Below are 22,312 nucleotides of genomic sequence, written 5' to 3'. Positions count from 1 at the left end.
TTCGAAGGTGTCGCGGGGAGGCTCGAAAAGGCCTAATTTCCCTGCGAAAAGAAGCAAAAAATGGAATCCCTGATTTTAGCCGATTGCGGAGCACGTAGGGAGGACTCGCGGGGCAATTTTCGCCAAATAGTTAGCGTCGTAAGTGATTGTGTGCCTTGATGATACGGCGAGCACTTTCGCGGGCATCGTCTGGCGTATTTGTCACGCCAAAACTGAACCGCAAAGCCCCCTCAATCTGCTCTCTTGGCAGGCCCATGGCGACCAACACAGGCGAGGGTTCGCTTGACCCGCTCGCGCAAGCGGAACCGGTCGAACACGCGATGCCCGCGAGATCGAGAGCCAGGAAAAATGCCTGTCGATCAACGCCTGGAAACGCAATGTTCGCGGTGTTGGGGAGGCGTGGCGCATCCTTGCCAACGACGACCGCCGACGGAATGGCGGCTTGGATCAGCTGCTCGAATTCATCGCGTAGTACCGCGAGGTGTGCTGTGCGTTCTTCACTTTCGCGCTGCCAAATCTCCAGGGCAGTTTGCATTCCCACGGCGAGGGCCACCGATTCCGTGCCAGGTCGCTGGGCGGCTTGTTGATGTCCGCCAAAGAGCTGTGGTGCGAGCGCCACGTCGTTTCGCAGTAGTAATGCGCCGATTCCCAACGGGCCGTGAAACTTATGCGCAGCACAACTCAGAACGGCGAGATTCCACTCGTGAAAGCGCGTGGGAAGTTTGCCGACCCGTTGGGCCGCATCCGTGAGCAGGGGGATATTTCTTTCCGCGCAAAGGCGGCTGATTTCTTCGAGTGGTTGGAGAACCCCCGTTTCGTTATTGGCGGCCATGATACTTACGAGGCGCGTGTTATCGCGAAAGGCCGCGGCGAATTCGTCGAGATTGACGATGCCGTTTTCACGGGCCCTGACCCGGGTGACTTGCCAGCCCCGGCGTTCCAGCTCGGCCACAGGGCCCAAGAGCGACGGATGCTCGATGGCCGAAGTGAGCAGGTGAGCAGAGGGTTGGTTTGCTAGCAGTCCGAACAAAGCCAGATTGTTGGCCTCGGTGCCACCGCTTGTAAAAACAAGCCGATCGGCGTCCAAACCCGTCGTTTTGGCCCCCAAAAGCTCGGCAATGCGTTCGCGGGCGTTTTCCAGCACCCGCCGGGCTGCCTGGCCAGGACGGTGCTGGCTGGACGGATTGGCGGGAAAATCGAGCCAAACCTGGCGCATCGCGTCGGCCACCTCCGGCAGTAAAGGAGTGGTCGCATTATTGTCGAGGTAGATCATATTGGCCATGCATGCAGTATAGACGTTAGACGCTGGTTGCTGGGCGCTAGCACATCCAAAACTGGCAGCTCGCGCCTACCGACTCTTGCCTAATTGGCATTGCGGGCGAATTTCAACCAGGACTACCATCCGCGCGGCGAAAGGATTCGCCGTTCTAGCCGCAGGCGCAAGCCCGTGGTCCCCAGAAGTACTCCGCACCTCAAGGATGAGATGCCATGGCTGTGATGTTTCGTGCAGTGGTGATGTTGGTCACACTCGTCGGTTTGCCGACGGCCTGGGTTTATTACGGTCCGTTGCCGCAAGGCGCGCAGCAGGTCGTCGATCGATTTGTTGAGGTGGCGCAGGATGCGTTAGGTTGGAAAAAGTCGTTGCCGGCTAACACGGCCATCGGCGAGAAGACGGCTCCGCGATACGACGATGTGTTGCCGACTCCCACAGCTCGGCCAGCCGTTTCACGCGCGACCTTTCAAGGCAACGCCGAGCCCGTGCAATTAGCTTCAGCCACGGGCGCTATGCCGACTCCCCCGGCACCGATCACCCAGGACAATCAAGGGGAAATGGCGATGCATCTTTCGCTGCTTAAGAGCTTGGGTGTGGCTCAATATTCCCTGGAAAAATGGGGTCAGGGCTATCGATTTAAGTGTGCCCTGCCAATTGGGGACAATCCCGATTTCACGCGACAATTCGAGGCGATCGATGCCGATCCGTTGGCCACCGTGCGGCAAGTTGTGGGCGAAGTCACGTCGATGCAAAATGCTCGGCTCGACACGGGAACTTTGTGGCGTTAATCACCTCACCGCATTGGGAACACCGCTATGAAGTCTCGTGCCACTAGCCTTGGGCAGCGATTGCAAAGCGTCGCGCTAAGGTATAGCACCCCCCTGAGCGGTGCAAAAAGTTCGCGGCTGCGGCGCTTGCCAACTGGCAACCAGTTAGCCACGGCGGTCGTGGGGAATCCCGCAGACGAACAGGAGGCTAAACTCACGCGGCTCGAAGCCGTGCTGTTCTTATCGCGGGAACCGATTTCCACAAGAAAACTGGCGAATGTCGCCAAACTTGCCGATGGAACGGAGGCTCGTACTTTGCTGAAAATGCTTGCTCGGCGTTATGAAGAGCGAGCCAGCGCGATGCAGGTGGTGGAAGTGGCGGGCGGGGTGCAATTGTTTACACGCCCCGTCGTGGCCGATTGGATCCGCCGTTTGCATGGCGAAAGCGAGGAGATTCGGCTCTCTCCACCGGCTATGGAAACCCTGGCCGTGGTGGCCTTTCGGCAGCCGGTGGTGCGTGCGGAAATTGAGGCAATTCGGGGGGTCCAGTGCGGAGAAATCCTAAGAGTGTTGATGGAACGGGATTTATTGCGTATTGTCGGACGTTCTGAGGAACTGGGCAGGCCGTTTCTCTACGGCACGACGAAAAAGTTTTTACAAGTTTTTGGTCTCCGCCGCTTGGAACAACTGCCCCCTATCGATCAAATTCATAGCGTTGGCATAGAGTGATAGTCTTGCAAAAAAACTGGTGTCGCAGTTAGGTTACCTATCCGCAACACATGATTCATACAGACCCAAACCCGTATTTGTATTCGTGAGATGGTGAGAGGAGCATATCGTGCAGCTAAATGATTCTTGGCAATTGTCGGCGGTAGGTTTTGAAAGCAAAGGCTCAATAGCTTTGCTCGAGAACAAGTTCGAACTCATGGATCCTTGTTTGAGTCCGCTCACCAACATGGGCGACGACGATTACGAAGATGAAGAGTACGAGGACGAAGAAGAGGACGATGACGCCGAAGAGGGCGACTACGACTACGAGTATGAAGACGAAGAAGAGGACGAAGAGGAAGACGAAGACGCTGAAGATGAAGTGGAAGAAGAGTACGAAGACGACGAGTGGGAAGAAGTCGAAGAAGACTCTGCTGAAGACGACGAAGAAGACGATCTCGATTCCGAGGAAGACGTCGAATACGAATACAAAGAAGAAGACGAGGACGACTGAGCCGCTCGTCAAGATTTGAGAAACTGACAACGCCCAGCATTGCTTGCCAGGGCGTTTTTTATTGGCCCAATTGGAATATTACTCTTCGATCTTGAACAGACGCCGCAAGGCGTCCAGCAAGCCGTGATGCGTGCCGTTCTGCGAAGCGTCACGCAATGATTCCAACGGAGGATGCAGCAGCTTGTTGACGAGTCGGTCGGCAAACTGGCGGATCTCGTTGCGGCTGCGATCGTCGAGTTCGGGGAGCTTGTTGAACAACCGCTCGAGCTCGGCTTCTTTGGGTTGATGCAAACCCTTTCGCAGTCCCGTGATCACGGGAGCGGTCGAGCGCAGATGCGTTTCGGCGATAAAGCGATTGGTTTCTTCGACCACGATGGCCTCGGCGGCGGGAAGTTCGGCGGCACGCGCGGCACGATTTCGCTGGCAGGCCAAGTCTAAGTCATCGATCGAGTAAAGATAGACCCCCAGTTCGTCGTTGATGGCCGCTTCAAAATCGCGCGGCACGGCGAGATCCAAAATCACTAGCGGTCGTTGGTGCCGACGGGGCACGACTTTTTCCGCGAATTGGTTGGCGGTCACAATCGGCTCGGTGGCGGCCGTGGTGCTGATCGCCAAATCGGCTTGAGCGAGTTGATTCCACAGATCGTCCCAAGGGTGGAATGTTCCCTGCCATTTTGTGGCCAGTTGTTGGCCACGCTCGGGATTGCGATTCACAACGTGTATTTTGGCTTTGCCTACCTCGCGCAAGTAACGCAAGGTTTCGTCGGCCATCTTGCCCGCTCCGGTCACTAGGACGTGCTTGCCGTTGAAGGTTTCAAACACACAGGTGGCGAGTTCCGAAATGGCCACACTGGCGATGCTCACGCGATGGCGGTGGAGCGATGTTTCGCCCGTGACACGCTTGGCGGTTCGCAGAGCGGCCTGAAAAAGTTCGTGCAGTTGGGAGCCGGCCGAGCCGGTGAGCTTGGCCCACTGATAAGCCTGTTTCACTTGCGAGAGGATCTGTGGTTCGCCCACGACCATACTATCGAGACTGGCCGAGACGCGGAACAAATGCTCGGCCACTTGCTGATCGGAGAGTGTCGTCAGTTTGCCCGCCAAATCGCTGGCCGACAGATTGTGAAAACCGGCCAAGGCTGTGACGAGTTGTTCCAGTTCGGGCGGCTCGTTCGTGCCGGCCGCATAGAGTTCCACCCGATTGCACGTCGAGAGGATCGCCAGTTCCGTGCCAGGAAGCTGCTGCTGCCATTGGCGTAACGCTCGCTCGATTTGCGATTCATCGAAGGCGATTCTCTGGCGAACGCTTAGGTCGGCGTCGTGATAGGTGCAGCCAATCATGCGGAGCTTCATGGCGAATCTCCGAATGACACGGTTTCAATCGGGGGCGGGGACGCCCCGGCTCGCGTGGCTTTTTCTTGATGGAAACTATCGCCCCACATGACCGAAGCAAACACCAAGAGCAAGAATCCGAACGCTGCGAGGGTGAGAAACGCGACTTTCCGACCCTGCCGCGCAGCGGGATAGATCATGCGGAAGGTTTCGGCCACCAGCAGCCAAGCGGTCATCAACGTCAGGCTCAGCACGACCGGATTGGTCCAAGAGAGCCTGTGCGAATCGTCTTGGGCGAGTTGGGTGAGCACTCCCGTGAGAAATCCGCCGAGGACGAAGACCGTCGCCGCACCAAGGGAGCGGCTGTTGGTTCGCTCGAGCCATTCCAAGCTAGGAAGCCGAAACCCTGCCGAGGCGGGGCGCTTTTGTTTCAGGCGATAACTTTGGATTAGGTACATCAATCCGGCGAAGAATCCCACCAACACGGCGATCGTGCCCAGCATCAAGAAGACGCCGTGGACCACTCCCCACACCCGCGGAGCGGCATAAGCGGCCAGCGGTTGCGATGAAGCAAGCGTGGCCGCACCGATGAGTCCCAGCACCCCCGGCAGCAAAAACAATCCCAGCGATTTCTGCGGATAGTACAAGCGGGCCGCAACATACACCGCGGCAAGCAGCCAAGCGGCCAAGAGAAACCATTCTTGCTGGCTGGAAAGCGGAGCGGCAGGCTGGTTAGCGACGCGAACGCCCAGATACCAGGTGTGGGCCACGAGCCCCGCCCCCGCCGCGGTGATCTCAGCGATGCGGCCTAATTTAAGCGGTCGCCAAAGTCCGAACATTTCCAGCACCAAGGCCACCGCATAGCTGGCCGCGAAACAGACGATGTTGATGCCGGAGTCCATGGGCGTTACGTGGCAAGAAATCACGGAACAAGTTCCGCGGCTAAATAGTTAGCCACGCTGCTGGTAGCGTGTATTACTCGTCCCCTTCCAGGCCGTACTGTTTGAGTTTTTTGTGGAGCGTGTTGCGGTTGATTCCCAAGCGAGCCGCCGCTTTGATCTGCACGTTGTCGCAGCTGGTCATCACTTGGGAGATGACTTCCCGCTCGACGTGATCGACGATCTTGCTGTGCAAATCGACCGCCGTATCCCCTGCTCCGTTGAGACCTACCTGTACAAGTTCTTCGGCCAGTGACCCGAAGTCCATGGGCCGATTGCCCAGTCCGCGAGGTGACCTTCCCGTGACGACAATCGAAGGCAGCAAATCGAGAGTGAGCTCATCTCCGTGGGCCATGACGACAGCACCCTCGACAATGTTTTGCAACTCGCGGACGTTCCCTGGCCACTCGTAACGTTGCATCGCATCGAGCGCCTTGGGGTCGATGTGTACCACGTAGCGGTCGTTCTTTTCATTGTAGATGTTGAGGAAATGCGTGACGAGTTCGGGGATATCCTCGGGGCGTTCGCGCAGCGGGGGCAAATAAATCGGCACGACGTTCAGCCGATAATACAAATCTTCTCGAAACGCACCTTCCGAGGCGAGCGTCAACAAATCGCGGTTGCTGGCGGCGATCACTCGACAGTCGACTTGCAGCGTCTTCGTGTCGCCCACGCGCTCGAACTCGCGTTCTTGCAATACTCGCAAGAGTTTCACTTGCAAATGCGGGGTCGTGGAGTTGATTTCGTCGAGGAAAATCGACCCCTTGTGGGCCGCTTCGAAACGCCCGGTGCGGTTGTCGATGGCCCCCGTGAAAGCGCCGCGGACGTGGCCGAACAGCTCGCTCTCGAGCAGGCTTTCGCTCAATGCCCCGCAGTTGACGCGGACAAACGCCCGTTCGCGGCGATTGCTAAGCTCGTGGATCGCGTGGGCGATAAGCTCCTTACCGGTGCCCGTTTCGCCCAAGAGCAACACCGAGGCCTGGGATTGAGCCACCTGCTTGGTGACGCGATAGACTTCCGCCATGGCCGGGCCGGAACCGATAATTCCGCGTAGCGGATTCGGCGCTCCATTCGGTTCGAGGCTATTTCGCGGAGAGTTCATGGAATTTAAAAATTGCAACCACTAAGGCACGAAGGACACTAAGTCGTTGTTAGGCTTCTGATACGTTGTTTCTTAGGCGTCTATGCTCTTCGTGTTCTTTGTGCCTTTGTGGTTAGTTTTTGGTCGGCAGCTTGTTTTCCAACGCATCTAAAATTTCACCGAGGACATTTTGGGTCTCGACGCTTCCGGTTTCGCTGGCGTTGTAGCGGTCGTATTGCTGGGCGATCTCGGCGGCGGTCAGCAAGATTCCAAATCGGGAGCGGCTACGGGCGAACGAATCGGCGGCCAATTGGCGGAGTGGCATGGGTTGCGCCGCAAGGCTCGCAAAATCCACGAGCGTGCGTTGGCTGCCTGCGGTGCCGGCGTTGGCTAAGGCGGCAAGCGAGGGCTTGGTCAGGTCGGGGTTATAGACCGTGTGTTCGAGGATCGCCGAATCGCGCAACAGTTCGTCGTATGGCACTCCTTGATTCAAGATTTGGGCGAGCCAATCGATGGCTTGCACGGCCTGCTGCGTACGCTCGTCGGCGGACAAAGGCTCGCCGGTTTGGGCAATCAGCCGGTCAACGAGCGATTTCATGGCTGCGGGCGTATGGGGCCGCGAGACGGCGAGCAAACGCTTGTCGACTCTGGCGAGTTGCTCGCCGAGCAGCAAATCTTCATTGGTGGTAAGGAGGGCGACAGGCACATGGGCTAAACGAGGCTGAGCCCGAAGCTGGTAGAGCGTTTCGCGCACAAGCGGTTTGCCGATGTCGCTGTCGATGAGCACGAGCCCGAGTCGCGGCGAACCGAGGGCCTGCTGGATCAATCCAATTCCGGTCGTGGCGGAAATCGCATCGTAACCCAAACCGCGTAAGTTTCCGGCCCAATTATTGGCATGAGCCTGCGAAGGTGCCCCCACCACGGCTTGCTCGATACCCGCTCCTTGGGCCAACAGCCACAAAGCTTCGGGGACATAGCTGGCCCCCGGGAAGGATTTGCGGGGATTGATATTCATGATCGCCGTCAGCGCGGTGAATTTGAGTTCGCGATTGGGATGAGCCACCGCCTGGGCGAGCGGCGTGGAGGTGCCGTCCAACGATTCCAAAGCCGTGGGATCCGCTCGGTCGGCGAGTAATTTCGCGGCGGCAATCGCGGCGTTCACGCGGCTGGTTTTGATCGCGGCAGCCAGGGCGGCGTTGATATCGGTGGTGGCCAAACCCGTGGCGAGTTGAGTGATTTCGGCCGAGGGTTGCTGCCCGAGAATGTGGGCAGCTTCAATCGCCGAAATGATGGCAAGTTGCCGATCCGCGGCCGAAGCGTTCGCAAGTACGAGCAAATTCTGTGCGATGCGGGCGTGAATCAACGAACGTCGTTCGCAGGAAATCAGTTCCACACTGGTGAACTTTTTGGTTGTTGGATCATAAGACCACCACAGACCGGTTTCGTTGGGGAGCGAATCGGTGGGGATGCCGGCGTCGGTGCGCTCCAGTTCACGCTGCAACACGGCCAGCGCATCGTGCGAGTTGGGTAGCGTCAGGCCCATTTTCGTGAGTGCGGCTTGCGCGGCGGCGATTGTGTCGGCATCGCTTTCCCCGCCCGCAATAATCGTGGCCAGCCAAGGCACGGCTTCGAGCAAATGCAGATGTCCCACGAGTTCCGCGGCATCGCGGCGGAATTGTCCTGCGCCATTGGCCAGGGCCGCAATCGCCAAGGGATCGACCACAGGGCTCATTTCCACCAAAGCCGTGAGCAAATGGCTCCGCTCGGCGTTGTCGGTCGAAGCGGCCAGCGCTTCCAAAGCCGCTTGAGCGGCAGGGAGACCCGTGGCGGCGAGATCATTGCGAGCTTCTTGGCGGATTGAACTATCGTCGTTGGCCAAATTGGTAAGCAAGGTGTTCATTCGCTCGGGTTTGGCGGCATCCGCTGCAGAGGCGGCCAGCGCGGCTTCGGCGAACTCCCGGCCACCGGCGATGCCGTGTTGCGAGGCTTCGCGAGAAAGCATCAGGAACTTCGCGGTTCCGAACTGACGCACCAAGTCGGCTTGGTCGGCGGGGGCAAGTTGGGCTTCGGCCAGCGGCTTAAAGATTTCCGCAGCGACTGGGTATTCGCGCAAGTTAATCAGCGTAAACACAGCTGCCAGGGCATCGGCCGGCTTTTCATGAGGCGCGTCGAGCACCGCCGCGACGGCGTGGCTCCGCCGGGCCGCTTCCTCGAACAGCGCGGCAGAGTCTTGAGCGAACGCCGTGGCAGGGATCGCGAGCCAAAGCAAGCAGAAGTATTTGAGTAAATGTTTCATAGGAAGTGTCGTTATTCAGAGCGGTCAATCAGGGAGTGGTTCTCAATCAGCCAATAGCTGCGATTCAACGAATCGCAGGGACAGGCGATGCATCGCATCGCCGTTAGTGGTTGTTAAAGTTTTAGTTTGTGTTGCCAGGCGGCGACTTGCTGGGCGACCATGGCGGGCGCGGTCGAGCCGACGCTCTTAAAAGCGGCGATCGCTTTCTCGACGCCGAGGACATCAAAGACTTTTTCATCAAGCGATGCGTGCGCTTGCTGAAAATCGGCGAGCGAAAGCTTGGCGAGCGGTACGCCCTGCTTCATCGCCTTGGCCACCAACTTGCCGATGATCTCGTGGGCCGAGCGTTGGGGGACGCCGAGGCCAATCAGATATTCCATCAGTGTTGTGGCATCGAGATAGCCGTGCTCCAGCCGGGACGCAATCGCTTCGCGGTTGAGTTCCGCCCCCGTAACGACGGCAGCCGCCAGTTCCAGGCAAGCGCTCACCGTGTCGGCGGAATCGAAAACCCGTTCCTTGTCTTCTTGCAGATCGCGGTTGTAAGCAAGCGGCAAGCTTTTCACGAGCACCAACAACGCCTGCAAATTGCCGATCACGCGAGCCGTCTTGCCCCGGGTCAGCTCCAGCACGTCGGGATTGATCTTTTGCGGCATGATCGACGAGCCGGTGCAGTAGGCCTGCGGAAGTCGCAGAAAACTAAACTCAAAGGTCGACCACAGAATCCATTCTTCAGCCCAAGTGCTCAAATGCTCGGCCACGAGCGTCAACGCGAACGCAAATTCAATGGCGAAATCGCGGTCGCTGGAGCTGTCGATGCTGTTGGCCACCAAGCCTTCAAAGCCGAGTGCGTCGGCGACTTGTTGCCGGTCGATGGGGATCGTTGTCCCCGCTAAGGCCGCAGTCCCCAGGGGAAGTTGATTCACGCGGCGTCGGCAATCGGCAAGGCGATCGCGATCCCGCTGAAATTTTTCGCAGTAGGCGAGCCAATAATGGTTGGCCAACACGGGCTGGGCGCGCTGCAGATGGGTGTAGCCGGGCAGAATCACGCCCTCGTCTTGTGTGCAGCGTCCGACAAAAGCCCGTTGCAGATCGACGAGCAACACATCGATTTGATCGAGCGAGTCGCGAATCCACAGCCGAAAGTCAGTCGAAACCTGATCGTTGCGGCTGCGGCCCGTGTGCAACTTGCGCCCCACGTCGCCGATGCGCTCGATGAGCGAACGCTCGATGTTCATGTGGACGTCTTCGAGTTCCTGACGGAACACGAAAGTGCCAGCAGAGATCTCGGCGGCGATTTCCTCTAGCCCCGCCACGATCTTGCTAGCTTCGTCGGCAGTCAACACACCGACCGTGCTTAACATGCGGGCGTGAGCGATCGATCCCCGCACATCTTGGGCGTAGAGTCGGCGGTCGAAGCTCACGCTTTCGGTGAACTTCTCGACACGGGGGTCGGTTCCCCCATCGAATACGCCTCCCCAAGGTTTATCTGCCACACACGCTCCCAACAAATAGGCACTGCCACGACCAGCGCTCTCCACCACACAACGAGGGCGATCCGTCGGGCGGGATTTGCCAGTAGCTGCCGACACCTAGCAAATTGAAAACGTTCGCCAACACCTTTACGGTAAATGGTTTAGGATGCGTCGTCAATCAACCGCGGGCAGGGTTCGCCCAACAAATAGGCAGCCGTAGTATGTCTGATTTGTCGATTGTAGGGTGTGACCAAGATTTAGGGCCTTCGCCATGGAAAGTACCCCCACCCTGCCAAGAAACTGGGACGCCAAGCGAACGCAGGGTATGTTGGCAGAATCAGCTTCCCGCACCGTTGTCAGATCGAGATTTCCATGGTCACCACCCTGCTTGCTCAAGTATCTGCTCCTGAGGGAATATCCGGTTTTTTGGAGAGCCTGGACGGTGAGCAACGGTTCGTCGTCCTCCTCGCGGTCATAGGCTGCGTGACCGCCGTGTTGGTCACCTTGGGATGCGTGATCTCGGCTTCCTGGTGCTCGGTTCGCGAGAAGCAAATCGAAGCCGATCTGAAGCGCGACATGCTCGACCGCGGCATGACCCCCGAGGAGATCCAAAGCGTGTTGAATCCAAACCCTTGAGCGGGGTTGATCGTTGGGTGGGCAGGTGGTGCCAACGCGGCAAAGTTTGACTACGCGCCGTGTTTCTCAAAGAGCAATTGCTGACGAGGAGAATCTTCCTCGACGAACCAATCGAGCGGCGGGAGCGTGAGTTCTTCGGCGGCCAGCGCTTGCGCGATTCGGCCGTACACATGGCAAGGCCAGCGGGTGAGTCGCGTGTGGACTAATAGCGGCGGAACCGCGAATTGCTCGGCAAGCCGATTCCGCACCGCCCGCGCGGCGATGTCGGTTTCGACCCAACCTTGTTGTTCCACGACTTCGCGGTAGGCTGTCTCGGCGGCGGCGAGCACCGGCGCCGCCGGCAAAAGCATCGATAGCGCGAAGCGTTCGCAATCGCGCAGCAGTTGGGGCCAGTCGGCGTGAAGTTGCAAATCGTAAAACCACTCGGGCCCGACGGTTTCTGTCGGGCTGATCCACAATGCCGCGGGGGCAAAGCAGCGGGCCAACAGTTCCCGATACGAAGCGAGTGGTCGCGAATCGGCGACGATACGATCGACAAGCAGGGTGAGCTTCCCTTGGCGAATCACGGCGCAGGCCTGCACGCTAAAATGCGGAATCAATCCAGGAATGATCTCGATGGTGACGTCGGCTTGAGTTTCCAGAACCGCTTCGACGTCGACGGGTGCCGTGGCGAGTGGTGTGTCGCGGCGGCCAAGCAATTTTCGAACCCGCCATTCGGCGGCAAGTTCCGTCAGTGCGGGGTAACGGGCAGCTTCGTGAACGGAAAGGACGTTGCTTGGCAGTTCTGCTCCATTGGAGATTTCCAAATGCTTTGTGGCACCGATGAACTCGGTGAGATCACGCAGCGCTGATATGTCGAGTGCCGGCGCGTGGTCGGTCATCCACCACCAGCCGAGCATGCCACCACTGATGGTGACTGCTCCGTTGGGCGCCGCAATCGTTCGAGCGAGCGCGTAAAAATCGCGGCAATAGTCGGAGCTTTCCACCAAACCCAGCACGTCGGCAATGCGATTGAGCTTGTCTTGCCGATGCCAGGGGGCACAGGTTCCCCGTTCGATGGCGCTGACCGTGGAAGTACGTTCAGCGATGAGCTCGGCGAAAGTTCGCAGGCCCAAACCGGCGCGTAAGCGCAAGACTCGAAGATGTTGCCCGAAAGGTCCCATCCAGTGGGTGCGTCCTTAACGAAGCGGCGAAGCGATTCCGATGCCCAGGATCGCGGCCGCAAAAGCTCGTGCCCAAAGAACCCTCGATGATAGCGTATCGAGCGGCGGGGGAAAGCACTTTTAGTTGATACTGCTAATTATCTGATGACGGCTTGCCAGCGCAAATACCAGGCAAAAACCGGCTAACAGAAACCCTGCCGGTTCCGGCACAGCGATAATCGCGGTGATTGGCGGATTGGCATAAGCAGCTTGCCAAACGGCTAAGTCCGCCGCATTAATCGCACCATCGAAGTTGGCGTCGCCATCGCTTTGTAGCGGATCCGTCATCCCCACGTTGCGTTGCCAGGTGAGGAAATCGCGGCCATCGATGTCGCCATCACGGTCAAAGTCCGCTGAAGGAGTGATCGCAGCACGTTCGTAAGTAAAGTTTCCCCCCGATTCCATGCCGATTCCCCAGTCGGTGAAACGGATGTCGAGATAGATATCTTGCTCCACTAAATGGACGGCGGCGTCTTGGCCCACGGTCGCAGGAGGACCACCCCCCGGCCCGCCGTTGGCGGTTTGCCAATCTTCGAAGACGAGCGATTCCCAGTTGGCGGCGCTGATCGTGGCGCTGGGATTGTTAAAGGGAAACGCCCATGCGGTCCCCTCGGGACTAAAATTTAACTCGAAGATCTCCTCGGTGGCGATGTTGAAAATCCCCATCGACTCGGTGCGGGTTATGATGATATCTGGAAGAATCGCGTCCTGGTTTTCAGGCAGCGTATAGTCGGCCCACTCGCCCTTACTGAACGTGATCGTGTAGCCAGAATAAACGAGCGGCGCGGCCGAAGCCACGCCGCTCATGAGGATATTCACAAGCAGTGACAGACACCAATCGCGCATCGACTCTCACCCCGGAATGTGCGGCAACGAAGTCCCCACATTGTATCTCGCGAACGGAGCGAATTCTTGCGGATTGGCGAAAAACTTGTTGCGATTCGCCGCAGAATGGCTCTACGGCAAGAGTTTGATTGCAATGTCCTTGTAGTGGACGACGCTCCCTGGGTCATGGGCCTGGAGGGCGATGGTACCGCTGCCCAACTTGCGGCCAGGGAATTCCTTGAGGTGCGGCATGTCGTCGCCGGTGTCGGTGAATTCGACAACCTGCTTGCCGTTGATGTCGGCCGTGATGTGGTCCCCTTCGACGGTGATCAGATAATCAAACCACTCGTCGTCTTTGGCCGGTGATTCCTTCACGTCGATCACACCGTAGAGCGAACCTGTCTTGCGAGGGTCATCGCCCGCATTGTTGACTTGCACTTCGTAGCCTTGCTCGGGCCAACCTTCTTCTTGGTACTTCGTGTGAATGTACACGCCGGAGTTCGATTTTGGTTCGGCCTTCACTTTGAGTTTGAGTTGAAAGTTTTTAAAGTCGTGATCACCAACTGGCCCGGTGTAAAACACATGGCTGCGCTCGCCTCCGCCGACGACCATTTCGCCATCAACAAGTTTCACGGAATCTTTGTTCTCGCTGGCGGTCCAACCGTCAAGCGACTTGCCATCGAAAAGCGTTTGCCAACCATCGGCTTGTGTGGGTGCGGCGGAATCTGTTTGTGATTGAGCCGCGGTTGTTGACTTGCAAGGGCAAGGACGCTGCCGGGTTGATCGTCGATCACGACGCCCAGCATGGGATTCGTTAGCGGCAAGAAATGTGGCAATTGCGACCATCACAATGATCGATTTGCGGCTGAGCATGAAAGCCTCCTCAAAAAAGCGATTAAAAAGAATCATCAACGAGCGACACAGCAAGCGGGTCCCGGTGCGTCGCTTGCGAGCGTCTGTGGATAGCCCTATCATAAAGTTGCCTTCTCCTTTGAGGGAACCCCCTAAAAGCTGCGTCGTTTGTGCAGCGTATTCGGAGAATTTGTCGCTTTCATCGCAGTCGTGGCAAAATTCAAACCCTCGGCCCTCAACGTTGTTCATCCCGTTATAGTCAACGGATCCACAGGAGTTCTTACGTGAACCACTCGTCTCGTCGCCAGTTTCTTCAGCAGAGTGCCGTATTGAGTGCTGCTTTTGCCACGCCCATGTTGACGGGCGCCAACCTTTTCGGCCAAGACGCCAACAGCAAACCAAAGATCGCCGCGATTGGCGTTGGCGGCAGCCGTGGCCGGTACAACCAAGGGGGGGCGATCGCGCGGAAGGCCGCTAAGTTTGGCGACATGATCGCCGTCTGCGACGTTGATGATCTGCATACCGAAGAGTTCAACAAAGAGTTTGGCGGCAAGCTCACCAAGTATCGCGACTATCGCAAGCTGCTTGAAACAGAAAAGCCTGACGCGGTGACGATTGGCACGCCCGATCATTGGCATGTGCCCATTGCCATCGACGCCCTGCACGCGGGCTGCGACGTCTATTGCGAAAAGCCGTTGACGCTCACCATCGAAGAGGGCATTCGCATTCGCGATGCCGTCAAACAAACGGGGCGAGTCTTTCAAGTGGGGACCCAACAGCGGAGCGAACATGGCCTGCTGTTCTTGAAGGCGATCGCCTTCGTGCAAAGCGGCAAGCTGGGTGACAACGTCAAAGCCTATATGGCGATTGGCGGTGGCGATATCGGTGGGCCGTTCAAGAATGCACCAACGCCCGAGGGCATCGACTGGAACATGTGGGTAGGCCCTGCTCCCCAAGTGGACTACACCGAAGAACGTCGCAAGGAATTTCGCTGGTTCTACGAGTACTCTGGGGGCAAAATGACCGACTGGGGAGCGCATCACATCGACATCGCCCAATGGGCGCTCGGCGTTGATCGCACAGGGCCAACGTCGATCGTCGCCAAAGGCGAATTTACCAAGCTTGTCCCTGAAAATTTTGACTGGGCGCCCTTTCTGAACGGCAAAGCAACGCTCCCCAACGGCTTCAACACCGCGACGAAATTCAGCATCGATCTCAACTATGCCAACGGAGCGTTGATTAGCGTCAACGACGTTTATTCCCGTCCCGATGGCACGTCGTTCCCCAACGGCATTTTGTTCGAAGGCTCGAAAGGTCGCATCTTCGTCAATCGCGAGAAGTTCACCGGCAAGCCCATCGAGCAAATGTCGGAAGCCGACAAGACGGCCCTCGATGAAGCCGTGGTGAAACTTTACAAGGGCAAGCTGCCCGGCGATCACATGGGCAATTTCTTCGAGTGCATCGCCAAGGGAGGCGAGCCGATTTCCGACGTCGAGACGCATCATCGCACGATGACCGCTTGCCATTTGTGCAACATCGGGTTGATGATGGGCCGCGAGTTGAAATGGAATCCCGAAACGGAAAGGTTCGTCGACGATGCCGCCGCGGATGCGCTGATTAGCCGCGCGAGCCGGCCTGGGTTTACGATGTCGTGAGACACAGACATAAAACGTTAACTACTTTTACGGAGAAGAGTGCCATGAACCGTTTGATATTTGCCTGCTTGTTGATTTCTGTGTCGCCGGTGTTTGCTGACGATTGGCCGCAATGGATGGGGCCCCAGCGCGATAACATCTGGCGCGAGGAAGGGATCGTCGAGAAATTTCCCGAAGATGGGCCCAAGGTTTTGTGGCGAACAAAATTAGCAGGCGGCTATGCAGGGCCTGCGGTAGCCGATGGCAAAGTGTTCATCACCGATTACGTCACCGGCGACGATGTGAAGATCGCCAACTTCGAGCGCAAGACGTCGACCGGCAGCGAGCGCGTGATGTGTCTCGACGAAGCGACCGGCAAGGAGCTTTGGAAGCACGAATACCCGGTGACCTACACGATTTCTTACCCCTCCGGACCACGCTGCACGCCCTCGGTGCATAACGGCAAGGTCTACACGCTGGGGGCCGAAGGAAATTTGATTTGCTTCGACGTCAACTCGGGCAAGATCGTGTGGCAGAAGGATCTCGTAAAGGAATACAAGACTAAAGCCGCCCTGTGGGGCTACGCCGCTCATCCGCTCGTGGATGGCAACAAGTTGATCTGTGTCGTGGGTGGCGAAGGGACGCACACCGTTGCGTTCGATTTGGAGACCGGCGACGAGATCTGGCATAACTTCGATTCCCCCGAGCAAGGTTATTCACCCCCAACGATCATCGAAGCGGGTGGCGTGCGGCAATTGATTTCCAGCCGTCCCAACGGCATCTCGTCGTCCGATCCCGCAACGGGTAAGGAATATTGGTCAGTTCCCTACACCGCCACCAACGGCTCGATCATCATGTCGCCGGTTGTGTCGGGCGATCATTTGTATGTCGGCGGTTATTCCGATCAATCGCTGATGCTCAAGCTCGCCCAGGATAAGCCCGAGGTGGAGATTGTTTGGGGCAACGAGCGCAAGCATGGTATCGCGCCCATCAATGTGCAGCCAATCGTCGATGGCGATACGATTTACGGTCTCGATCAAAGCGGCAATATGATGGCCGTGAAAGTACCCAGCGGCGAGCGAATCTGGCAAACCTCCGAGCCCGTGAGCGAAAAACCGGAAAACAGCGGCACGGCGTTTATCGTGCGGCAGGCCGATCGTTACTGGCTGTTCAACGACAGCGGCGACTTGATTATCGCCAAGCTTTCGCCCGCGAAGTATGAAGAGCTCGACCGCGCGCACATCATCGAACCCACGAACAACGCGTTTGGCCGCGAGGTGGTATGGAGCATGCCCGCGTTTGCCAACAAGAAACTCTTCGTGCGAAACGACGCGGAGATTATTTGCGTCGACTTGGCGAAAGAGAAAGAGTAGCACCGCTAATGTGCGCTAATAATCGCTAATTCTCATTGCAGCAAGTCATTCATATTTATCAGCGTGACATTAGCGTTACTTAGCGGTTTGCTATGAATACTGTTGATGTTGTTGTGATTGGTGCCGGGGCGGCGGGGATGCTGGCCGCGGCGCGGGCTGCTCTGCGTCATGATCGCGTTGTGGTGTTGGAAAAAAATCGCAAGGCGGGTGTGAAGATCCTCATGTCGGGGGGGACCCGTTGCAATATCACGCAGGCCACGGATCGCAGAGGGATCGTGACGGCCTTCGGCTCGCAGGGCTCGTTTCTGCACTCGGCCTTAGCAGCGTTGGGGCCCGACGAGCTCGTTGCCCTGTTCAATGCCGCGGGGGTCGCCACCAAAGTCGAGCCCACTGGCAAAGTATTTCCCGCAAGTGACCGGGCGATCGATGTCCGCGATGCCTTGCTTGAGATGTTACGGCAGGCGGGGGTGGAATTGCGGCTGGGCGAAAGTGTAATCAGCTTGGAAAATGTGCCGAACGCACTAATGTCGGGAGATCTTACGGTTGGCAGGGAACCCGAGGCTAGCGCCAACGGCTCAACTAAATCCCAGTTTCTGATCACAACCGAGAGAGACGAAATCACAGCCAAGAAAGTTATTCTCACCACGGGTGGGCAATCGTATCCCGGCAGTGGCACAACCGGTGATGGCTATGCGTGGGCGAAGCAGTTGGGGCATTCCATTGTGCCCCCCCGCCCTGCCCTTGTGCCGTTGCGTTCGCCAGCCACGTGGGTGCATGAGCTCAGTGGTGTGACGATTCCTGACGTTCGCATGCAGATCGTTCGTGGCGATGCGAAGAAGCCCCTTGCCGAGCGACGGGGCTCGTTCCTGTTTACACATTTCGGCTTGTCGGGCCCGACGCCGATGGATGTTAGCCGCGCGGTGACAACCGAGCCCGATGCGACCGATTGGTTGGCTGTGTGTGATTTTTTGCCGAACACAACTCGAGAACAACTCGTGGAAACAATCGCACAAGAAGCCACGGCCAATGGTAAACGACCCATCAACGCGCTCGTTGGTGAGTGGTTGCCAAGACGGTTGGCCGATGCGCTATTAACTCAAGCGGGCATCGCGCTCGATCAGCGCATCGCTGAACTCGGCAAAGTTCAAAGAAACAAACTTGTTGATGCCATCAAGCAGCAAGCGATCCCGGTGAACGGCACTTTGGGATTCAAGAAGGCCGAAGTCACGGCCGGTGGGGTCAGCCTCGCGGAAGTCGATTCTCGCACGATGCAAAGCAAACTCGTGCCGGGGCTGTATCTCGCGGGCGAGATTCTCGACCTCGACGGCCCCATCGGCGGATACAACTTTCAAGGGGCATTCAGCACCGGCTGGCTCGCTGGCGAGAGCGTGTGACTACCGCGTGTGCAGCTCGTTGTTGTCTTGCTCAACGTCGACGACGAAATCGCCCATTAAGAAATTGCGGCCCAAAAGCAGGGGAAATTCCATCTTTTCGCGGTTGTTAAGCGTCACGAGCACGGTCTTTTCAAAGTCCTTGTAACGCAGCGTCAAAGGAACTTTGTAACGACGTTCGCGATGAGCGGCGGTCTTTACCACCACGTAACCGGCGATCTTGGCATCAAGCCAATGCGATTCACCGTTGCCGTTCTTAATATGGAACCGCACGACCTTGCCGATATTCTCGGCCATCTGGTCCGACTCGTTTTCGATCTTGTAATCTTCGATGTGCAGCGAGCAACTTTTCGCTCCGGAGTCGACGCGGGCACGGAAGAGCAGCTCGCTTTGCTTTTCCATGAGCGTGGCCGTCGCACCAATGACGCGCTTTTGCACGGGGGGTGTCTCCTGCGTCGGTTGGATTGGTGTGTCTTCGACGACCGGTGGCTTGTTTTTTGATTCTTCTGATTCGACGGGTTCTTCCTCTTCGTCGTCCGATTCGTCGATCTCCACTTCCGCGCCGGCAGCTTCTTCGGCGGCGGCCTTCTCATCTTCTTTTCGGTCAGCTTCTTCGTCGGATTCGCTCACTTCTTCGTCGGCAGCCTTCTCGGCTTGCTCTTGCTCCTTCTTGCTCACCGGTTCGTCTTGCTTTTTCTTTTTCTTGGGAGGAGGCGACTCTTCTTCGTCTTCGGTTTCTTTTGCGGCGGGCTTCTTGCTTTCGTCTTCGCTCTTCTCTTCTTTATCTTCTTCCTGGGCGGCGTCTTGATCCGTGTCGTTTTTGGTTTCTTCAGTTTCGTCAGTCTGTTCGTCTTGGTTGTCCTCTTCCTCGGCACGGGCCGTGGAAATGAACGGACTCTCGACGACGGGCAAGCCGCACGCGAGCGCAAACAAAATCAACAGGCCAAGCGTAGAGAAACCACGCATGAGCACGGATCGACAAGGCTCTTCTCTGAATGTCACGGACTCAATACTCGCTGGTAAGAAAAAGTCGCCGGTGGCGAAATGGTCTAGGGGTGTTGGCTGGGAAACTGGGATTTTTAGCCCTTCATTTTGGCATGGAGTCCCCGCCAAGGGAACAGCCTGCACAACCGTTTCGGCCCACAAAAAGCTCTTATACGGCTCTTTGGACCGGGCGGTTCTGGCGTAGTGCGTAAACTATACTACTATGATTGGTCACGCTGGGCCGGCCTGCCAGGGAAAAATCCAGCGATGGACCACTCTTTGATTTTACAACTCTTGATGAATTAAAGGCTTACTGCCGTGAGTGCTCGCGTACTTAGTCAGATCGTTGCGCTGGTGTTTGTGTTGCTAGGAATCGTGTGTTTTTCGGCACGATACTATTCACGAACCGAAGCCAAAGTCGCCCAGCAAGACAGTCTCTGGCGCCTTACCTACGACATTGGTTTCGACCTGGGACCTCCGGAAACGGAAGTCGTGGTGGGTCTGCCCACGTCGAGCCCCGCGGCCGAGGTGGAAGTCGAGGAGCTGTCGTACACGAATCTTCACAACGAAATTCGCGAAACGCCCTTGAGCAAAAATCGCGAATTGGTGGTGGATACCAACATCGCTGGGCCGTTTCGGGTCACGGCTGAATTTGATATCCGTCTGCGGCCTCGCCATTCGTGGGGAGAACAAAATACGCTGGCCACGTTGTCGTCAGCTGGTCGGACCCGCTTCTTGCGCAGCGATGAGAACATCAACACCTCCTCGTCCAACGTCCAAGAGGTGCTCCAGAAAATTTCACGAGCCGACTTAACCGATGGGGAGCGTGTTCAAGAATTTTTTGTGTTTTGCTCGCAGGAACTTAAGCCGGGAACTGCCGCGGATGGTTATGATAATGTGGCCTCGGCGCTGGCCAATCATCGGGCGACGCCTTTGGGCCGCGCTCGCGCTTTTGTAACGCTCTGTCGGGCAGACAAAATTCCCGCGCGGCTGGTGGTTGGCTTCGAGTTGCGTCAGGCGGATAATCCGACCCCCCATGTGTGGGTCGAAGCCTTCTACGGCCATCGTTGGGTCCCCTTCGATCCGACCTATGGTTACGCCCGGATTATGCCAGAGAACTTTATACCGATTCGCCGCGACGGCGAAGTGATCGTTCGCAGCAATGGCGCTAAGGACCTGACGCAGAAGTACACCATCATGCGGCTCGCTCCTCCCGACAAACTGTTACTTTCGGAAGTCCGCCGCCCCTCGCAGGTGTTCGATCTGACGCGGCTGCCGGTCGAGATGCATCAAGTGATGTCGTTGATGCTGCTGTTACCGCTGGGTGCTTTGATTACCGCGATTTTCCGCAACATCATCGGTATTCGCACGTTGGGAACCTTCGCCCCCGCCCTGTTGGCGATGAGCTTTATCTACGCTGCCTGGGGCACGGGCTTGGTGATCTTGATCTCGGTGCTGATGGCCGGTTACGTCGGACGGTCGCTCCTCGATCGGTTGCATCTGTTAATGGTGCCGCGGTCGAGCATCGTGCTGACGATCATTATTTTGTTCGTCGTGTTCGGCGTGTCGGTGATCGACTACATGGCCCCCGCCTCGGGCGTGCGTGCCGTGTTGTTGCCATTGGTGATTTTGACGATCTTGATCGAACGGTTCTTTGTGACTTCCGAGGAAGACGGCACCGCGTTTGCGATTCAAATCGTGATCGGCACGTTTGTGGTTGCCGCGTTCTGTTATTTGATTTTGAGCTGGGAAGAAATCGGACAGATCCTGTTAATCTATCCCGAGCTGCACTTCTTCACGATCGCGGCGTTCATCTGGATCGGTCGCTACAGCGGCTATCGCCTCGTGGAACTCTGGCGGTTCCGCGACATGGTGAAATGAAAGTAGCCACAGAGAGCACAGAGCACTCAGAACTGTTTGTTTATTGAAATCACACCGTAGACGGATTCAAGATCGAGCCAACCGAAGTAGACATCCAAAGTCATATGCTCTGTGACCTCTGTGTACTCTGTGGCAAATTCAGGTCGTGACAAGAGACCAACACCATGGATAACAACTCCAAACGATTCTGGGCCTGGCCCGAAGAACTCCATCGCCGGGGTATCTTGGGGATCAACCACCGTAATCTCGATTTCATTCTCGAGCACAATCCGCGGAGTTTGTATCCCCGCGTCGATAACAAGCTCAAGACCAAGGAAATTTGCCAGGAGCATGGCATTCAGGTTCCCGAAACTTACTTCGTGATGACCGAGCATAGTCAGTGCCCGCGATTTTTGGAGCTGATCGGCAACCGTACGGAGTTCGTCGTGAAACCGGCGAGCGGAGCCGCGGGACGCGGGATCATTGTTGTGGCTGGCCGGTTAGGCAACAACTTTTTTAGCACCTCGGGGCGGCTCATCGAGTGGACCGACCTTCGGCATCACCTTTCGACCGTGCTTTCAGGTTTGTATTCGTTGGGTGGACAGCTCGACCAAATCATCGTCGAGCGCCGTATCGTCAGTCACCCCATGCTCAAGAGCATTGCCGTCGAAGGAACGCCCGATATTCGGGTGATACTGTATCGAGGCGTGCCGGCGATGGCGATGATTCGCCTACCGACGAAGGCTTCGGGTGGCCGTGCGAATCTCCATCAAGGGGCCGTCGCCGCGGCGATTGAGCTTGATACCGGCAAAACTTTTGGCGGCGTCTGCCGCGACCGCGCGATCACGCACCACCCCGACACGCAGCAGCCGATTGCCGGCATTGAATTGCCTTATTGGCACGAAGTACTCGAAGGCTCGATGAAGTTGAGCGATGCCCTCGAAATGGGCTACGTGGGGATCGACTTTGTGGTCGATGCCGACACGGGACCCGTGGTGCTCGAAGCGAATGCTCGGCCTGGCCTCGCGATTCAACTGGCGCATCGTCAGGGGATTGTGCCGCGATTGAAGTACATCGACTCGCTCACCGATCTCGAACGAACCGGCGAGAACCGTTGGGACGTGGTCAAATCGATTGCCACGAAGAGCAGTGATTTCTGGCGGGTGTAGGGCTGAGC

Annotated in this window: 19 protein-coding genes; 9 read left to right on the top strand and 10 right to left on the bottom strand. The window is 57.3% G+C overall.

The window, feature by feature from the left end:
• Positions 1–130: 130 nt before the first annotated feature.
• Positions 131–1,282 (bottom strand): cysteine desulfurase family protein, encoded by a 1,152-nt coding sequence (locus SH678x_RS23080; RefSeq protein ID WP_496920828.1) that lies wholly within the window; start codon positions 1,280–1,282, stop codon positions 131–133.
• 206 nt (positions 1,283–1,488) lie between these two features.
• Here SH678x_RS23080 and SH678x_RS23075 point away from each other — a divergent pair, with 206 nt between their 5' ends.
• From SH678x_RS23075 to SH678x_RS23065, 3 genes are all read left to right on the top strand, one after another.
• A complete protein-coding gene (locus tag SH678x_RS23075) occupies positions 1,489–2,061 on the top strand; it encodes a hypothetical protein (protein ID WP_496920827.1) in 573 nt (190 codons plus the stop codon).
• Between the two features lie 27 nt (positions 2,062–2,088).
• Positions 2,089–2,769, top strand: coding sequence for an SMC-Scp complex subunit ScpB (gene scpB / locus SH678x_RS23070; RefSeq protein WP_496920826.1), 681 nt, complete (start codon positions 2,089–2,091; stop codon positions 2,767–2,769).
• A 109-nt stretch (positions 2,770–2,878) separates the two neighbouring features.
• Positions 2,879–3,262 (top strand): hypothetical protein, encoded by a 384-nt coding sequence (locus tag SH678x_RS23065; protein WP_496920825.1) that lies wholly within the window; start codon positions 2,879–2,881, stop codon positions 3,260–3,262.
• 78 nt (positions 3,263–3,340) lie between these two features.
• Here the strand turns inward: SH678x_RS23065 and hemA are convergent, their stop codons facing one another.
• The 5 genes from hemA to argH form a co-directional block, all read right to left on the bottom strand.
• Positions 3,341–4,612, bottom strand: a complete 1,272-nt coding sequence (hemA, locus tag SH678x_RS23060) for a glutamyl-tRNA reductase (RefSeq protein WP_496920824.1) — start codon at positions 4,610–4,612, stop codon at positions 3,341–3,343.
• Positions 4,609–5,517, bottom strand: coding sequence for a hypothetical protein (locus SH678x_RS23055; protein ID WP_496920823.1), 909 nt, complete (start codon positions 5,515–5,517; stop codon positions 4,609–4,611). Before SH678x_RS23055 ends, hemA begins: the two co-directional genes overlap by 4 nt.
• A 49-nt stretch (positions 5,518–5,566) precedes the next feature.
• Positions 5,567–6,553: a sigma-54 interaction domain-containing protein gene (locus SH678x_RS23050; RefSeq protein WP_496923096.1), complete on the bottom strand. Its 987-nt coding sequence runs from the start codon at positions 6,551–6,553 to the stop codon at positions 5,567–5,569.
• 190 nt (positions 6,554–6,743) lie between these two features.
• On the bottom strand, positions 6,744–8,906 hold the full coding sequence (locus SH678x_RS23045; protein WP_496920822.1) for a hypothetical protein: 2,163 nt from the start codon (positions 8,904–8,906) through the stop codon (positions 6,744–6,746).
• Between the two features lie 113 nt (positions 8,907–9,019).
• On the bottom strand, positions 9,020–10,399 hold the full coding sequence (gene argH, locus SH678x_RS23040; RefSeq protein ID WP_496920821.1) for an argininosuccinate lyase: 1,380 nt from the start codon (positions 10,397–10,399) through the stop codon (positions 9,020–9,022).
• 351 nt (positions 10,400–10,750) lie between these two features.
• On the opposite strand from argH, the gene SH678x_RS23035 reads away from it, so the two are divergent.
• The gene (locus SH678x_RS23035; RefSeq protein ID WP_496920820.1) at positions 10,751–11,014 is read left to right on the top strand and encodes a hypothetical protein; all 264 of its coding nucleotides are present in this window, start codon (positions 10,751–10,753) and stop codon (positions 11,012–11,014) included.
• A gap of 50 nt (positions 11,015–11,064) precedes the next feature.
• Here SH678x_RS23035 and SH678x_RS23030 read toward each other — a convergent pair whose 3' ends face one another.
• From SH678x_RS23030 to SH678x_RS23020, 3 genes are all read right to left on the bottom strand, one after another.
• Positions 11,065–12,177 (bottom strand): helix-turn-helix domain-containing protein, encoded by a 1,113-nt coding sequence (locus tag SH678x_RS23030; RefSeq protein ID WP_496920819.1) that lies wholly within the window; start codon positions 12,175–12,177, stop codon positions 11,065–11,067.
• 120 nt (positions 12,178–12,297) lie between these two features.
• Complete coding sequence (locus tag SH678x_RS23025; protein WP_496920818.1) at positions 12,298–13,062, bottom strand: hypothetical protein; 765 nt, start codon at positions 13,060–13,062, stop codon at positions 12,298–12,300.
• A gap of 111 nt (positions 13,063–13,173) precedes the next feature.
• Positions 13,174–13,914: a 3-keto-disaccharide hydrolase gene (locus tag SH678x_RS23020; protein ID WP_496920817.1), complete on the bottom strand. Its 741-nt coding sequence runs from the start codon at positions 13,912–13,914 to the stop codon at positions 13,174–13,176.
• 263 nt (positions 13,915–14,177) lie between these two features.
• On the opposite strand from SH678x_RS23020, the gene SH678x_RS23015 reads away from it, so the two are divergent.
• The 3 genes from SH678x_RS23015 (at position 14,178) to SH678x_RS23005 (ending at position 18,294) form a co-directional block, all read left to right on the top strand.
• Entirely contained in the window at positions 14,178–15,548 is a 1,371-nt protein-coding gene (locus tag SH678x_RS23015; RefSeq protein WP_496920816.1) for a Gfo/Idh/MocA family protein, read from the top strand.
• Between the two features lie 44 nt (positions 15,549–15,592).
• Positions 15,593–16,900 (top strand): PQQ-binding-like beta-propeller repeat protein, encoded by a 1,308-nt coding sequence (locus SH678x_RS23010; RefSeq protein WP_496920815.1) that lies wholly within the window; start codon positions 15,593–15,595, stop codon positions 16,898–16,900.
• A 92-nt stretch (positions 16,901–16,992) separates the two neighbouring features.
• Positions 16,993–18,294, top strand: a complete 1,302-nt coding sequence (locus SH678x_RS23005) for a BaiN/RdsA family NAD(P)/FAD-dependent oxidoreductase (protein WP_496920814.1) — start codon at positions 16,993–16,995, stop codon at positions 18,292–18,294.
• Here the strand turns inward: SH678x_RS23005 and SH678x_RS23000 are convergent, their stop codons facing one another.
• Positions 18,295–19,257, bottom strand: a complete 963-nt coding sequence (locus tag SH678x_RS23000; protein WP_496920813.1) for a putative ATP-dependent zinc protease — start codon at positions 19,255–19,257, stop codon at positions 18,295–18,297.
• A gap of 336 nt (positions 19,258–19,593) precedes the next feature.
• On the opposite strand from SH678x_RS23000, the gene SH678x_RS22995 reads away from it, so the two are divergent.
• Entirely contained in the window at positions 19,594–21,156 is a 1,563-nt protein-coding gene (locus SH678x_RS22995) for a 7TM domain-containing protein (protein WP_496920812.1), read from the top strand.
• Between the two features lie 164 nt (positions 21,157–21,320).
• The gene (locus tag SH678x_RS22990; RefSeq protein ID WP_496920811.1) at positions 21,321–22,304 is read left to right on the top strand and encodes an alpha-L-glutamate ligase-like protein; all 984 of its coding nucleotides are present in this window, start codon (positions 21,321–21,323) and stop codon (positions 22,302–22,304) included.
• Positions 22,305–22,312 lie beyond the last annotated feature (8 nt).

The organism is Bythopirellula superficialaquae, from assembly GCF_059632245.1.
Note: the sequence above shows the minus strand (reverse complement) of the source record. Positions and strands in the feature narration are given on the sequence as shown.